Origin of the sequence: Streptomyces sp. SudanB5_2050 (assembly GCF_964272335.1) — a bacterium.
GTDB classification, from domain to species: domain Bacteria; phylum Actinomycetota; class Actinomycetes; order Streptomycetales; family Streptomycetaceae; genus Streptomyces; species Streptomyces rochei.
Genome location: NZ_OZ186760.1, coordinates 4667710 through 4680039, shown reverse-complemented (window position 1 = coordinate 4680039; position 12330 = coordinate 4667710). Strand labels below are relative to the sequence as shown.

The 12330-nt window shown below is 71.3% G+C and carries 17 protein-coding genes; 6 read left to right on the top strand and 11 right to left on the bottom strand.

From position 1 onward, the window contains the following. Positions 1 to 97: 97 nt before the first annotated feature. From ACFZP7_RS20935 to ACFZP7_RS20925, 3 genes are read right to left on the bottom strand one after another with little or no spacing between them, the layout of a single operon-like run. Positions 98 to 622: a barstar family protein gene (locus ACFZP7_RS20935; RefSeq protein WP_385635199.1), complete on the bottom strand. Its 525-nt coding sequence runs from the start codon at positions 620 to 622 to the stop codon at positions 98 to 100. A gap of 29 nt (positions 623 to 651) precedes the next feature. Continuing rightward, a complete protein-coding gene (locus ACFZP7_RS20930) occupies positions 652 to 1032 on the bottom strand; it encodes a hypothetical protein (protein WP_125772312.1) in 381 nt (126 codons plus the stop codon). A gap of 17 nt (positions 1033 to 1049) precedes the next feature. Next, a complete protein-coding gene (locus ACFZP7_RS20925; protein WP_019329648.1) occupies positions 1050 to 1697 on the bottom strand; it encodes a hypothetical protein in 648 nt (215 codons plus the stop codon). A 341-nt stretch (positions 1698 to 2038) separates the two neighbouring features. Here ACFZP7_RS20925 and ACFZP7_RS20920 point away from each other — a divergent pair, with 341 nt between their 5' ends. Next, entirely contained in the window at positions 2039 to 2395 is a 357-nt protein-coding gene (locus ACFZP7_RS20920) for a MerR family transcriptional regulator (protein WP_019329649.1), read from the top strand. Between the two features lie 47 nt (positions 2396 to 2442). Then, a complete protein-coding gene (locus ACFZP7_RS20915) occupies positions 2443 to 2802 on the top strand; it encodes a hypothetical protein (protein WP_019329650.1) in 360 nt (119 codons plus the stop codon). 84 nt (positions 2803 to 2886) lie between these two features. On the opposite strand, the gene ACFZP7_RS20910 is transcribed toward ACFZP7_RS20915, so the two are convergent. From ACFZP7_RS20910 to ACFZP7_RS20885, 6 genes are all read right to left on the bottom strand, one after another. Continuing rightward, entirely contained in the window at positions 2887 to 3174 is a 288-nt protein-coding gene (locus ACFZP7_RS20910; RefSeq protein WP_385635196.1) for a CBS domain-containing protein, read from the bottom strand. A gap of 47 nt (positions 3175 to 3221) precedes the next feature. Continuing rightward, positions 3222 to 4712 carry a DEAD/DEAH box helicase gene (locus ACFZP7_RS20905; RefSeq protein ID WP_385635194.1) on the bottom strand — a complete coding sequence of 497 codons (1491 nt, stop codon included), beginning with the start codon at positions 4710 to 4712 and terminating at the stop codon, positions 3222 to 3224. Positions 4713 to 4939: 227 nt separating this feature from the next. Next, the gene (locus tag ACFZP7_RS20900; RefSeq protein ID WP_019329653.1) at positions 4940 to 5143 is read right to left on the bottom strand and encodes a cold-shock protein; all 204 of its coding nucleotides are present in this window, start codon (positions 5141 to 5143) and stop codon (positions 4940 to 4942) included. A gap of 269 nt (positions 5144 to 5412) precedes the next feature. Continuing rightward, the gene (gene gdhA, locus ACFZP7_RS20895; RefSeq protein WP_030970253.1) at positions 5413 to 6771 is read right to left on the bottom strand and encodes an NADP-specific glutamate dehydrogenase; all 1359 of its coding nucleotides are present in this window, start codon (positions 6769 to 6771) and stop codon (positions 5413 to 5415) included. A 266-nt stretch (positions 6772 to 7037) separates the two neighbouring features. Then, on the bottom strand, positions 7038 to 7247 hold the full coding sequence (locus tag ACFZP7_RS20890; RefSeq protein WP_019329655.1) for a 4-oxalocrotonate tautomerase family protein: 210 nt from the start codon (positions 7245 to 7247) through the stop codon (positions 7038 to 7040). Between the two features lies 1 nt (position 7248). Continuing rightward, the gene (locus tag ACFZP7_RS20885; RefSeq protein WP_046249094.1) at positions 7249 to 8019 is read right to left on the bottom strand and encodes an SDR family oxidoreductase; all 771 of its coding nucleotides are present in this window, start codon (positions 8017 to 8019) and stop codon (positions 7249 to 7251) included. A 77-nt stretch (positions 8020 to 8096) separates the two neighbouring features. Between ACFZP7_RS20885 and ACFZP7_RS20880 the strand changes: the two genes are divergently transcribed. After that, entirely contained in the window at positions 8097 to 8999 is a 903-nt protein-coding gene (locus ACFZP7_RS20880; RefSeq protein ID WP_175438056.1) for a helix-turn-helix transcriptional regulator, read from the top strand. On the opposite strand, the gene ACFZP7_RS20875 is transcribed toward ACFZP7_RS20880, so the two are convergent. Together ACFZP7_RS20875 and ACFZP7_RS20870 are read right to left on the bottom strand one after the other, a co-directional pair. Then, positions 8950 to 9162: a DUF397 domain-containing protein gene (locus tag ACFZP7_RS20875; RefSeq protein WP_385635191.1), complete on the bottom strand. Its 213-nt coding sequence runs from the start codon at positions 9160 to 9162 to the stop codon at positions 8950 to 8952. The two genes, ACFZP7_RS20880 and ACFZP7_RS20875, sit on opposite strands and share 50 nt — an antisense overlap. Continuing rightward, a complete protein-coding gene (locus tag ACFZP7_RS20870) occupies positions 9159 to 10007 on the bottom strand; it encodes a helix-turn-helix domain-containing protein (RefSeq protein ID WP_385635189.1) in 849 nt (282 codons plus the stop codon). Before ACFZP7_RS20870 ends, ACFZP7_RS20875 begins: the two co-directional genes overlap by 4 nt. 156 nt (positions 10008 to 10163) lie before the next feature. On the opposite strand from ACFZP7_RS20870, the gene ACFZP7_RS20865 reads away from it, so the two are divergent. The 3 genes from ACFZP7_RS20865 (at position 10164) to ACFZP7_RS20855 (ending at position 12238) form a co-directional block, all read left to right on the top strand. Next, a complete protein-coding gene (locus ACFZP7_RS20865) occupies positions 10164 to 10595 on the top strand; it encodes an ATP-binding protein (RefSeq protein ID WP_355518379.1) in 432 nt (143 codons plus the stop codon). 242 nt (positions 10596 to 10837) lie between these two features. After that, positions 10838 to 11779 (top strand): helix-turn-helix domain-containing protein, encoded by a 942-nt coding sequence (locus ACFZP7_RS20860; protein ID WP_385635187.1) that lies wholly within the window; start codon positions 10838 to 10840, stop codon positions 11777 to 11779. 111 nt (positions 11780 to 11890) lie between these two features. Beyond that, on the top strand, positions 11891 to 12238 hold the full coding sequence (locus tag ACFZP7_RS20855) for a hypothetical protein (protein WP_029394273.1): 348 nt from the start codon (positions 11891 to 11893) through the stop codon (positions 12236 to 12238). Positions 12239 to 12330: the final 92 nt, after the last annotated feature.

Below are 12330 nucleotides of genomic sequence, written 5' to 3'. Positions count from 1 at the left end.
AACCCCCGTCAGCTCACGCCTCTCCGTACGCACAGGTGAACTTACAAGGCACGGACGTTCGATGAGAACGCCGCCGATGCAGGCGCGGCGGAGTCGGTCAGTGCCACACGTCCGGGTTCAGGGCCGCCGCGACCCGGTCGGCTCCCGTGGTGACGGTCAGGTCGGGTCGGCGTACACGGTGCGCGATCCTGTCGGAATCGAAGTCGCGGAACTCGAAGTGGAAGTGCTCGGAGAGGGCGGGGCGGTCCGCAGGGATTCCGTCGAGGTCCGCCGGCGCGTTGGCACGGTCCGCGCCCTGGCAGAGGACCGAGACGAAGAGGGGGAAGTGCTCCGCGTCCAGGATCAGATCGGCGTCGTGGAGGACGACCACGACCCCGACACCACCCGTGACCGCTCCGCACAGGTCGCTCAGGCAGTCGACCAGGGCGTCCCAGTTGGCGCCGTAGTAGCCGGGGAATCCGAGAGTCTCCGCGAAGGATCGGTGGATCCCCTGCTCGGTCACCAGGGTGCCGGAGTCGAGATGGTGGACGCGTCCTCCTGCGGCTTCCAGGTCCGCGGCCCTCGCGCGGAACGAACGTGCGCCGGTGGGGCCGAAGACCACGAAGGGCGCTGGGCGGGACACCGCGGGACGGGTGCGTGGAGTACGCGAGCTCATCGTCTGCGCGCCGCCCGCCGGGCGTCCGTCACCGCGCAGGCGCAGTGATCCGCCGACGTCCAGAACGGCGAGTCCTTCGCGGGGGCCGGGTGGACCGGCAGTCGGGAGAAGTCGATGTGCGCGTCGGCGTCCGGGTCGCCGGTCGGGAGACGGCCGTGCTCGTCCCGGCCGTAGTAGGCGGGCAGGGCCCAGAATTCCGGGTGTTCGTGGCACATGAGGTCCGGGTACGGGCCGATCTCCAGCTTCGCGTACTGCCGGTTGATCCTCGCGACGGCCTCCGCGCGGGAGATGCCGCAGCGTTCGACGAGTACGTCCGCCATCTCCCGGAAGTACCCCAGCATGCCCTCGTCCAGGTCGAGTACGAACTCCTCGGTCACGGGCTTCGCCCCTCTCCTCAGTCCACGAAGCGGAACGTCGACGTGATCGCGTCGAAGATGTCGAAGAAGGAGTCGGCGAGGTCGAGGACCTGGCTGCTGCCGGCGACCAGGGCGACCTTGCCCTCCTGGCCGGGGACGGGGATGTACGTCTGCATCAGGACGGCGCGGACCGTGCGGTTGAGGGCGTCGCCGGGGACGGGGACGTCCTCGATGCCCTGGGTGCGGGCGGCCGGGCCCACGCCGGGGATGTCGACCGTCGTCACCTTGCGCCAGGAGTCGCCGGGCTTCTTCGCCTCCTTGACGGCGAGCCGGGCGGCGATCGCGGCCGGGTCGGTGGGGAGGGGGTCGCCGGTGGACGTGCGGCCGCCGACCAGCGACACCGTCACCGAGCCGGTGATCGGGGTGTCGCCGCCGAAGCTCTCCGCCATGCAGCCGCAGTACAGCGCGCCCGACTTCCACGCGTCGGACGCCGCCTTCTGGAGGAAGGTGACGTAGGCGGAGCGGGAGGGCCGCAGCTCGGGGTGTTGGCGTATGCGGTCGTCGACCATGCGGCGGATCGAGTCGTCGCGGGACTCCGGGCGTACGTCGAACTCCCACCAGGTCTCCGGGACCTTGATCCGGAATCCGCCGCGCTCGACGGTCAGTGCCTCCGTGTAACGGGCCATGCGGGCCATCGTCCCATTGGCCCGGTGCGGCGGGCGCGGGGCCGGTCGCACGGACCCGGTACGGGAGAGGTGAGTACAGACAATCGTTCACCCGGCGGGAGAGAAATCTACAGTGGTCGCTGTAGACATTCGGCGGTCGTCGGGGTTACCGTGGAGATGTAGACGAGAAGTCCGTGAGGCGTGGCAGAGACGGACTGCCCGCATGCAGGAAGGTCGGCCGTGCAGTAGGCCGACGGATGGTGTTAGAAATCCCTCGGGGCCTTGGTGCCGTACGGCACCAAGGCCCCTCGACGCATTCCTCCGACCCGGCTCCCCTACGCAGTTCCCCGACGAAGGTGCAGATGACCGCAGACACACCGCTCGACCGCATCGATGACGACGACTACCCCGCCTACACCATGGGACGGGCGGCCGAGATGCTGGGCACCACCCCGGCCTTCCTGCGGGCGCTCGGCGAAGCCCGGCTGATCACGCCGCTGCGCTCGGAGGGCGGGCACCGCCGCTACTCCCGCTACCAGCTCCGTATCGCCGCCCGCGCCCGGGAGATGGTCGACCAGGGGACCGCCATCGAGGCGGCTTGCCGCATCATCATCCTGGAGGACCAGCTGGAAGAGGCCCGGCGCATCAACGAGGAACTGCGACGCGGGAAGGCAGGGGCCTCGGGGGGCGGGACGGGGAAAGACCGTACCGCCGAGTAGCCCGCCGCCTCTCGGTCGGACCGCGTGGACCGGTACATTGCGGTTTCATGCCGAAGCCTGACGAGCTGATCGTTGACATCGCCGCCCTCGTGGAGTCCGGGCGGAGCAGCCGGATGTCCCTGACCGTGGTCACCGACGGTGCCGTGATCACCGGTCGCCTGGCCCCCGAGGCCGTGTGGCGGCAGCGGGTGTCCGAAGTACTGACGGGCTCCACGGACCTGGCCGAGTTCTCCGCCGTCTTCGACGGTCCCGCGCGCAAGGACGGGCCACCCACCCACCTGCACTTCCACGTCGCCCGCATTCTCCAGGGGACGATGGGCATCCCCGAGACCGGCGGTATGTACCGCGTGGCGATCGAGGACGTCAGCGCCTGGACCGTCGGCGATTTCAGCTACTCCGACCAGTGACCCGTCCCCGCGCCCGATAGCGGCGCGGAACGCGGTGAGGGCCCACCGGCAGACCGGTGGGCCCTCACTGTTTCGTCCTGCCGCTCAGAGGCCGGCGCAGGTCCCGGCGACGTCGCGCAGGCGGAGCCGGTCCGTGTATCCGACACCGGCGCGCACGGCGGTGAGCCGGTCCCGGGTGACCAGGCCGGTGCGCCGGCCGTCCTCGTCACAGACGGCGAGGTGGGCCGTGCGGGCGGCGGCCATGACGGACAGGGCCACCTCGACGGTCATGTCGGCCCAGACCTGTGGCCCGGTCACGTCCACGGTGTCGGCGACCGTCCTGGGCGCGCCGTGGGCGCGCGGGGAGCCGGGGTGCGTCTGGAGCAGCGTCAAGAAGTTCCTCCTGCGGTGAGCGGGTCGGCGGGCCGGTCGGGCGGGCCCTAGGCCGCGGAGTCGGTGGCGGTGCGCCGGGCGGGTACCCGGCGGGCCGCCGCGGGGCCGCGTCGGCCGCGTGAGGCGGCGCGCCGCTTGGGGCGCTCCACGACCGGCGCGGTGATGACGACCGGGACGCCGGAGGGGGTCTGGGCGCCGGTGATGCGGTGCAGGGCCTCCGCGCCGGCGCGGACCTGGGTGATCTGCGGCACGATGCCGGCCGTCGCCATGAGGCGCGTCATGGCGCGGCGCTGGTTCGGGGTGACCAGGGTGACGACGCTCCCCGACTCGCCGGCGCGGGCCGTGCGGCCGCCGCGGTGGAGGTAGTCCTTGTGGTCGGTCGGGGGGTCGACGTTGACGACGAGGTCCAGGCTGTCGACGTGGATGCCGCGCGCCGCGACGTTGGTCGCCACCAGCACGGTGACGTGCCCGGTCTTGAACTGCGTCAGCGTACGGGTGCGCTGCGGCTGCGACTTGCCGCCGTGCAGTGCGGCGGCCCGCACCCCGCTGTTCAGGAGGTGCTCGGTGAGGCGGTCGACCGCGTGCTTGGTGTCCAGGAACATGAGCACCCGGCCGTCGCGGGCGGCGATCTCGGTGGTGGCCGCGTGCTTGTCGGCGCCGTGGACGTGCAGCACATGGTGCTCCATCGTCGTGACCGCGCCCGCCGAGGGGTCGACGGAGTGCACGACGGGGTCGCTCAGGTAGCGGCGCACGAGCAGGTCGACGTTGCGGTCGAGGGTGGCGGAGAACAGCATCCGCTGGCCGTCGCGGCGCACCTGGTCGAGGAGTTCGGTGACCTGCGGCATGAAGCCCATGTCGGCCATCTGGTCGGCCTCGTCCAGGACGGTGACCCGCACCTGGTCCAGTCGGCAGTCGCCGCGCTCGATGAGGTCCTTGAGGCGTCCGGGGGTGGCGACGACGATCTCGGCGCCGCCGCGCAGCGCCGACGCCTGCCGGCCGATCGACATTCCGCCGACCACCGTGGCCAGCCGCAGCCGCACGGAGCGGGCGTACGGGGTGAGCGCGTCGGTGACCTGCTGCGCCAGCTCACGCGTCGGTACGAGGACCAGTCCCAGCGGCTGCCGGGGTTCGGCCCGTCGCCCGGCCGTACGGGCCAGCAGGGCCAGCCCGAAGGCGAGGGTCTTCCCGGATCCGGTGCGGCCCCGGCCGAGGACGTCGCGGCCGGCGAGGGAGTTCGGCAGGGTCGCGGCCTGGATCGGGAACGGCACGGTCACGCCCTGGGCGCCGAGTGCGGCCAGCAGCTCCGCGGGCATGTCCAGCTCGGCGAAGTCCGCCGCGGCGGGCAGCGCCGGGGTGACGGTCTCGGGGAGGGCGAACTCGCCCTGGGGTGCGGGCCGGCGGCCCCGGCCGCCCTGTGCGCGGTTCGGCCCGCCGGTACGGCTCGGGGGCGGGGAGCCGAATCGCCCGCCGTTCCGGCCCGGGACGGCGGCGCCGTTCCGGGTGCGGGCGTAACGGTCGTTCGTGCGTGTGCGGTTCATGCTGAACCTTCCTCGATACGGCACGTATCAAGGAATTCCCGCAGCAGGAGCGCAGGGGGAAACGCAAGAACGAACCGAATGGAACGGGAATCCCTCTTCACGAGTCAATGGATTCCGCGCTGTCGCTCCGCAGTGGGATTCACCACGGAACATGAATACAGCTGGGGCCCGCACCCCGAAGGATGCGGGCCCCAGCTGCGAGGCGCGCCCGGAGGCACGCCGGAAAATCAGGCGACGACGATGTTCTCGGCCGTCGGGCCCTTCTGGCCCTGCGCGATGTCGAAGCTCACCTTCTGGCCTTCGAGCAGCTCGCGGAAGCCCTGGGCGGCGATGTTCGAGTAGTGGGCGAACACATCGGCGCCGCCACCGTCCTGCTCGATGAAGCCGAAGCCCTTTTCCGCGTTGAACCACTTCACGGTGCCAGTAGCCATGTCTTGCTCTCCTTCGGGGCAGTGCATCGGCGCCCGCACTTTACGGACGCCGTGTCGCCGCGATGATTACCCCGACCGGAAAAGAAAGACCGGTGTCAAAAAACTTCGGGAACCACAACTGCAACTGATATCGACAGTAGCACGTTGCGGCGGCCCGTGCATGCTCCGTAATTACACTCCGGTGCGGGCGGCAGGGAAACTGTCCGCCCGTTCCGTGAAATCCTCACCTCGCGGCTGCAGATTTCGGGTCCCGGAATTCGACGGATTCGTCAGATGACACCCTGCGCCAGCATCGCGTCCGCCACGCGCTCGAAGCCCGCGATGTTCGCGCCGGTGACGTAGTCGCCGGGGGCGTCGTAGCGCTCGGCGGTCTCGTGGCAGGTGGTGTGGATGTCGTTCATGATGTGCGTCAGCTCCTCCTCGACGCGCGCCGCCGACCAGGAGGTACGGGCGTGGTTCTGCGCCATCTCCAGGGCGCTGACCGCGACACCGCCCGCGTTGGCCGCCTTGCCGGGGCCGAAGGCGACGCCGGCCTTCTGGAGCAGGTGGACGGCCTCGGGGGTCGCCGGCATGTTGGCGCCCTCGGAGACCGCCTTGACGCCGTTGCGGATCAGGGTGGCGGCGTCGTTCTCGTCGAGTTCGTTCTGCGTGGCGGAGGGGAGGGCGATGTCGGCCGGGACGTCCCAGACGCGGCCGCCGGGCACGAAGCGGGCCGAGGCGCCCCGGCGCTCCGCGTACGCGTCGACCCGACCGCGCTCGACCTCCTTGATCTGCTTGAGCAGGTCGAGGTCGATGCCCTTCTCGTCGACGACGTAGCCCGAGGAGTCCGAGCAGGTGACGGCGTTGGCGCCGAGGGCGGCCAGCTTCTCGATGGTGTAGATCGCCACGTTGCCGGAGCCCGAGACGACCGCGGTCTGGCCCTCCAGGTCCTCACCGCGCTCGCGCAGCATCGCCGCCGCGAAGAGGACGTTGCCGTAGCCCGTCGCCTCGGGGCGGATCAGCGAGCCGCCCCAGCCCTGGCCCTTGCCGGTGAGGACGCCGGCCTCCCAGCGGTTGGTGATGCGGCGGTACTGGCCGAAGAGGTAGCCGATCTCCCGGCCGCCGACGCCGATGTCACCGGCCGGGACGTCGGTGTGCTCGCCGATGTGCCGGTACAGCTCCGTCATGAAGGACTGGCAGAACCGCATGACCTCCGCGTCGCTGCGCCCGTGCGGGTCGAAGTCGCTGCCGCCCTTGCCGCCGCCGATGCCGAGGCCGGTCAGGGCGTTCTTGAAGATCTGCTCGAAGCCCAGGAACTTGATGACGCCCAGGTTCACGGACGGGTGGAAGCGCAGACCGCCCTTGTACGGGCCCAGCGCGCTGTTGAACTCCACCCGGAAGCCCCGGTTGACGTGGACGCGGCCCTGGTCGTCCTGCCACGGCACCCGGAAGATGACCTGGCGCTCGGGCTCGACCAGCCGCTCGATGAGGCCCGGCTCCGCGTACTCGGGGCGGGCCGCGATCACCGGCGCGAGCGTTTCCAGGACCTCGTGGGCGGCCTGGTGGAACTCGGGCTGGGCCGGATTGCGGTGTTCGATCTCGGTGAGCAGGTGGTCGAGCGCGGTCCTGGTCTCGCTACGCGTCGTCACGGGGGCCCTTTCTGGCACGGCTGACACCGGAGACCGGCGATGCCCCCGGAGGAGGGGTGGGGCCTGGATCCGGTCGGTCCGGTGGTGGGCGCTCGGCGCCGTTGCCGCGCGCGGGACACTTCAGTGTTACGCCCATGTAAACGTCCTGGCCAGCACTCGGTGCCCCGCGCGACCACTATGTGAGACCGCGCTTTCGTATATCGGGGGTTTTCATGATGTATGAGACGAAGGTCACCCGGGCGTCCCGGGCGACCCGGGCGGCTCCGTCAGCCGTCGCCGTTGAGCATCGCGGCCGTCAGGACGTTCCCGGCGACACCCCAGCCGCCGTCGGGGATCTCGTCGACGAGGACGACGGTGGTGGGGCGGGCGCGCTCCCCGTAGATCTCGGCGTAGAGGTCGGTGGTGCGTTCGACGATCTTCCGCTTGTCCTCCGGGGTGAGCGTGCCCTCGGGGACCTTGAAGTGGGCGAAGGGCATCTCAGATCATCCCTCCGTTGGCGCGCAGGATCTGGCCGTTCACCCAGTGTCCGGCGGGGCCGCTCAGAAAGGCGACCACCTCGGCGATGTCCTCGGGGGTGCCCAGCCGTTCCAGGGGCGGCGTCTTGGCGAGCCGGTCGATCTCTTCCTCGGTCTTGCCGGTGAGGAACAGGTCCGTGGCCGTGGGGCCGGGGGCGACCGTGTTCACGGTGATGTCCCGTCCGCGCAGCTCCCGGGCGAGGATCAGGGTCATCGCCTCCACCGCTCCCTTGCTCGCCGCGTACGCCCCGTAGGTCGGGAACTGCGTGCCGACGACGGAGGTCGAGAAGCCCACGAAGGAGCCGCCGGTGCGCAGCCGCCGGGCCGCCTCCCGGGCGACCACGAAGGTCCCCCGGATGTTGGTGCGGTGCATGGCGTCCAGGGCGTCCAGGTCCAGGTCGGCGATCGGGGACAGGGCCATGCGCCCGGCCGAGTTCACGACGACGTCGACGCCGCCGTACTCCGCCTCCGCCCGGTCGAACAGGGCGGCGACCTCCTTCTCCTCCGCCACGTCCGCCGGTACGGCGACCGCCCGGCCGCCGGCCCCGGTGATCGCCGCCACGGTCTCCTCGGCCGACGCGGCGTCGCGGGCGTAGTTCACGACGACGGCCAGGCCGTCCCGGGCGAGCTTCTCCGAGACGGCGCGGCCGATGCCGCGTGATCCACCGGTGACGACGGCGACGCGCGGGTCCGCCGGCGCGGGTGTGTCGGGTGTGTTCTGGTGCGTGGTCATGCGTCCACGATGCGCCCGGCCGCCCTGCGCAACCAGGGGATGCCATCCCCTGGGTCACGGCCCCCGCCCGGCACACAATGGACGGCATGAGCGCTGTGAAGTACGCCGAGCTGGGAGCGTTCCTGCGGTCGCGGCGGGAGCGCATCCGCCCGGCCGACGTCGGGCTCCCGGCCGGGCCGCGCCGCCGGGTCCCGGGGCTGCGCCGCGAGGAGGTCGCCCAGCTCGCGGGCGCGTCGGTGGACTACTACAACGAGCTGGAGCGCGGGGCCGGATCGCAGCCCTCCGAGCAGATGATCGCCGCGCTGGCGAGGGCGCTGCGGCTCTCCGCCGACGAGCGGGACTACCTGTACCGGCTCGCGGACCGTCCGGTGCCCGTGCAGGGCGGGGCCGCCTCGCACGTGCACCCGGGCATGCTCGACCTGCTCGGGCGGATGCCCTCGACCCCGGCGCAGGTGATCACCGACCTGCACGTCACGCTGGTGCAGAATCCGCTGGCCGTCGCGCTGGTCGGAGACCAGACCGGGTTCCGGGGGCCGCGGGCCAGCTTCGTCCACCGGTGGTTCACCGAGCCCGACACGCGGCTCCTGTACCCCGAGGCCGACCACGAGGGCCAGTCCCGCGCCTTCGTCGCCGACCTGCGGGCCGCGGCGGCACGGAGGGACGCGAAGGACCCCGAGGCCGGGTCGATGATCCGCACGCTGCTCGCCGTCTCCCCCGAGTTCGCCGCGCTGTGGGCCGACCACGACGTGGCCTTCCGACGGGACGACCGCAAGCGGATCGTCCACCCCACGATCGGTCTCATCGAGGTCAACTGCCTCAACCTCTTCAGCGAGGACGGACGGCAGCGGTTGCTCTGGTTCACACCGGCCGTGGGGACGGAGAGCGCGGGGCTGCTGGAGTTGCTGGGGGTGGTGGGGACGCAGGAGGTGGTCAGTTCTCCGAGGCGTACGGGAGGAAGCTCGCCCACGCGGTCGGGGTGACGGCCAGGCGGGGGCCGCCTTCCACGTGCTTGGAGTCGCGGACGTGAACGGTGCCGGGGGTCGTCGCGATCTCGACGCAGGAGTTGCCGTCCGTGCCGCTGCTGTAGCTGCTCTTGAACCACGCCAGTTCCGAGGCGTCCGTGGTGGAAGCCTTGCGAATCATGTCTCTCCCAGCAGTTGTTCGATGAAGGCGAGCGACGCTCTCGGCGGGAGAGCCTGCGCCCGGATGGTGCCATATCGCAGCTCAAGGATGCGCAGGTCTTTCGGCTCGGTGATCGGCCGCCCGTTGAACGCGCCATCGGACCGCCCGACTGCCGTGCCGTCCGGGAACTTCAGAAGCTCGATCTTGCCGTCCACCCCTGGATGGGCATCGGTGTGGGTCGGCATCACCTGAAGTGTGACGTGGTTCAACCTCCCCACCTCCAGCAGACGTTCGAGCTGGCGCTGCCAGACCATTGTGCCGCCAACCGGCCGACGCAACGGCGCCTCTTCCAGCACGAAGTGGATCGATGGGGCCGGATCACGTTCCAGCACTGTCTGGCGAGCCACGCGGGCGGCCACCATGCGCTCCACGTCACTTGAGGAGTACGGCGGCTGAGCCGCCTCCATCAGTGCGCGCGCGTGGTCCTGTGTCTGCAGCAGCCCATGCACGCTGTTGCACTCATAGATGCCGATCTCGACCGCCTTCGCCTCCAGCTTCCCCAGCTCCCGCACCTTCTTCGGGTACCGGACCTTCTTCGCGTCCTCCCAGGTCGCCGCGATGAGTCCGCCCGCGCCCAGCACCTCGTCGGCCCTGTCCAGATACTCCTGCCGGGGAATCCGCTTGCCTCCCTCGACCTTGTAGACGAGGTCCTCCCCGTACCCGACCGCCACGCCGAAGTCGGCCGCCCGCATGCCCACCGCCTCGCGCCGGAGCTTCAACTGCCGCCCCACCGTGGCGATGACCGCGACGCCCCACTCGTCGTCGGGGTCGACCTCCCACCCCGGCTCGTCCGTCTCGACCGTCATCCCGCGCCCCTTCGTCGCACTCCCACCGTCGCCCCAGCGCCTTACCCCCGGGCCCCTCCCGACAGCACCGACACCGCCGGACAACATCCGGACAGTCACCGTACGTACCCGCTGAGTCACTTCTCACGGTACGCACACGCCGCCACGCTGAGTGACGTGAACCAGAAATCCGCCGAACTCCCCGCCTGCCTGCGCAACTTCAGCGTGCAGCTCTCCCCCACTCCGCGCGGCGCCCGGCTCGCCCGCCTGCTGGCGACGGAACAGCTCCGCGCGTGGGGCCTCCCCCTGGACCCCGCTCGTCAGCTCATCGCCGAGCTGGCGAGCAACGCGGCGGCCCACGGACGCGTCCCCGGCCGCGATTTCCGGCTCACGCTCTACGTCGTCGGCACGACCCTCCGCATCGAGGTCACCGACACCCGAGGTGAAGCCCTCCCCCGCCCGCAGACACCCGCCCCCGACGCCGAACACGGCCGGGGCCTGCTGCTCGTCGAGGCGCTGGCGCACCGCTGGGGCGTGACCGAGGGACGCTTCCCGCGCAAGACGGTGTGGGCGGAACTGCGGTGCGCGCCACCGGGACCCACGATCTGAGGTTCCGGTGGCTCCGGTGCCCTTCCACACAAGAACCCGGGGAGAAAGCACCCCACCGAGCCCCACCCCTCCGCCCGAGGCCGGCGATCACTCACGCGGGTGAACATCACCGCCTCGGCTGGATTTCCGTGCCCCCGGCTCCCCTACGCTCAGCGCACACAACCGAAGAAAGACATCGGCCCCCGCCGGGACGGCAATCCCAGTGCGAGGGCCTGACCACCAAGGAAGAACGCAGCTTCCCGATGGATACCCAAAACCCTAGCGCGCCCTCGCGCGCCCGGTCAGCCTCTGCCGCCAACCCGACCCGTACGCGTCACCACGGCGGCGGCATCGTCCACGAGAACACCCGCCACACCACCCGCTTCGTGGTGATCGGCAACCATCTGGTCCAGCACAAGGAGCTGTCGCTCCTCGCGATCGGCCTCGGCTGCCACCTCCAGTCGCTGCCCACGGGCGCGGGCGCCGACATCAAGTCGCTCACCGCCCGCTTCCCCGAGGGCCCGACCCGTATCGCCGCCGCCCTGCGCGAGCTGGAGGCCCACGGCTACCTGCGCCGCGAACGGGTGCGCACGCCCACCGGCCGCATCATCACCCGCACGATCTCCTGCAACCAGCCGGGCAGCCGACCGGCCAACCGGCCGGGCAACCCGCCGAAGGCACCCCTCCGTGAGGCGGCCGACACCGGGTGCCCCGACCGCCGGCCCGCACGACCGGCGGCGACGGACCGCCCCTCCCGGCCCCGTGAGCCGCGTCCGCGCAAGGCGCTGCCCGCCGTCCCGCAGCCCGACTGCACGCTCCCCGGCCTGCTGCGGACGGCCGTCGACCTCCTGACCGACCTGCGCCGACACGACTCCCGGCTGCTGCTCTCCGCCGCCGACACCGCCCACCTGGCGCCCGGCGTCGCCGCCTGGCTGGAACGGGACGTCCTCCCCTCCGCCGTACGCCGCGTCCTGACCGCCGACCTGCCGGACGAGCCCCTGCGCCGCCCGGCCGCGCTCCTGGCCCACCGCCTGTCCGACCGGCTCCCGCCCCCGGCGCCCTTCCGCGCCCCGGCCCCGCCACCTCCTGTCAGGCTCCCGCTCCACAACTGCGACGGCTGCGACCGCGGCTTCCGCGCCCCGGAGCCGGGCCTGTGCCGCGACTGCCGTCCGACGACGGGCCCGGGCGGGTGCGTCCCCGCCTGATACCCCCCTCTCCTCCTCGCTGACCAGGAGAAACACCTCACGATGTTCGCGTCTCAGTACCCCGACCGCCCCGGACGGCTACCCTGGCCAGTGCACTCCCGGGAGGTCTCCATGAGCACACAGGCCGATCACGGGCACGGGTTGGTCCCCCGCCCCGAGCAGACGCCGGACGCTTTGCGGGCCGCGCTCGCCGCCGTCGACCCGAAGCGCCTTCCGGAGATGCAGCGGACCAAGGACGAAGCCTTCGCCAAGGCCGTGGAGTGGCAGTCGCTCAGCCCCGTGCGGAGCTGGGTGCTGACCTGGGCCCGCGACATCGAGATCGCGCGACGTCCCGACCTCGCCGCCCGACACGCCCATGCCAAGAACAACCTGGAACACGAGGACGCGGACGTTGCCCGGGAGGCGCTGCGAGAGCTGAGTGCCGTACTGGACGAAGCGATGAAGGCTGTTCACGCTTGAGCTGGGCAACGCGTCTACGTCGTGCAGATCACCCACCTGGGCTTCTGAAGCCTCGCGCGGCCTGACCGTCACAGGTCCGGACCAACCTCTTG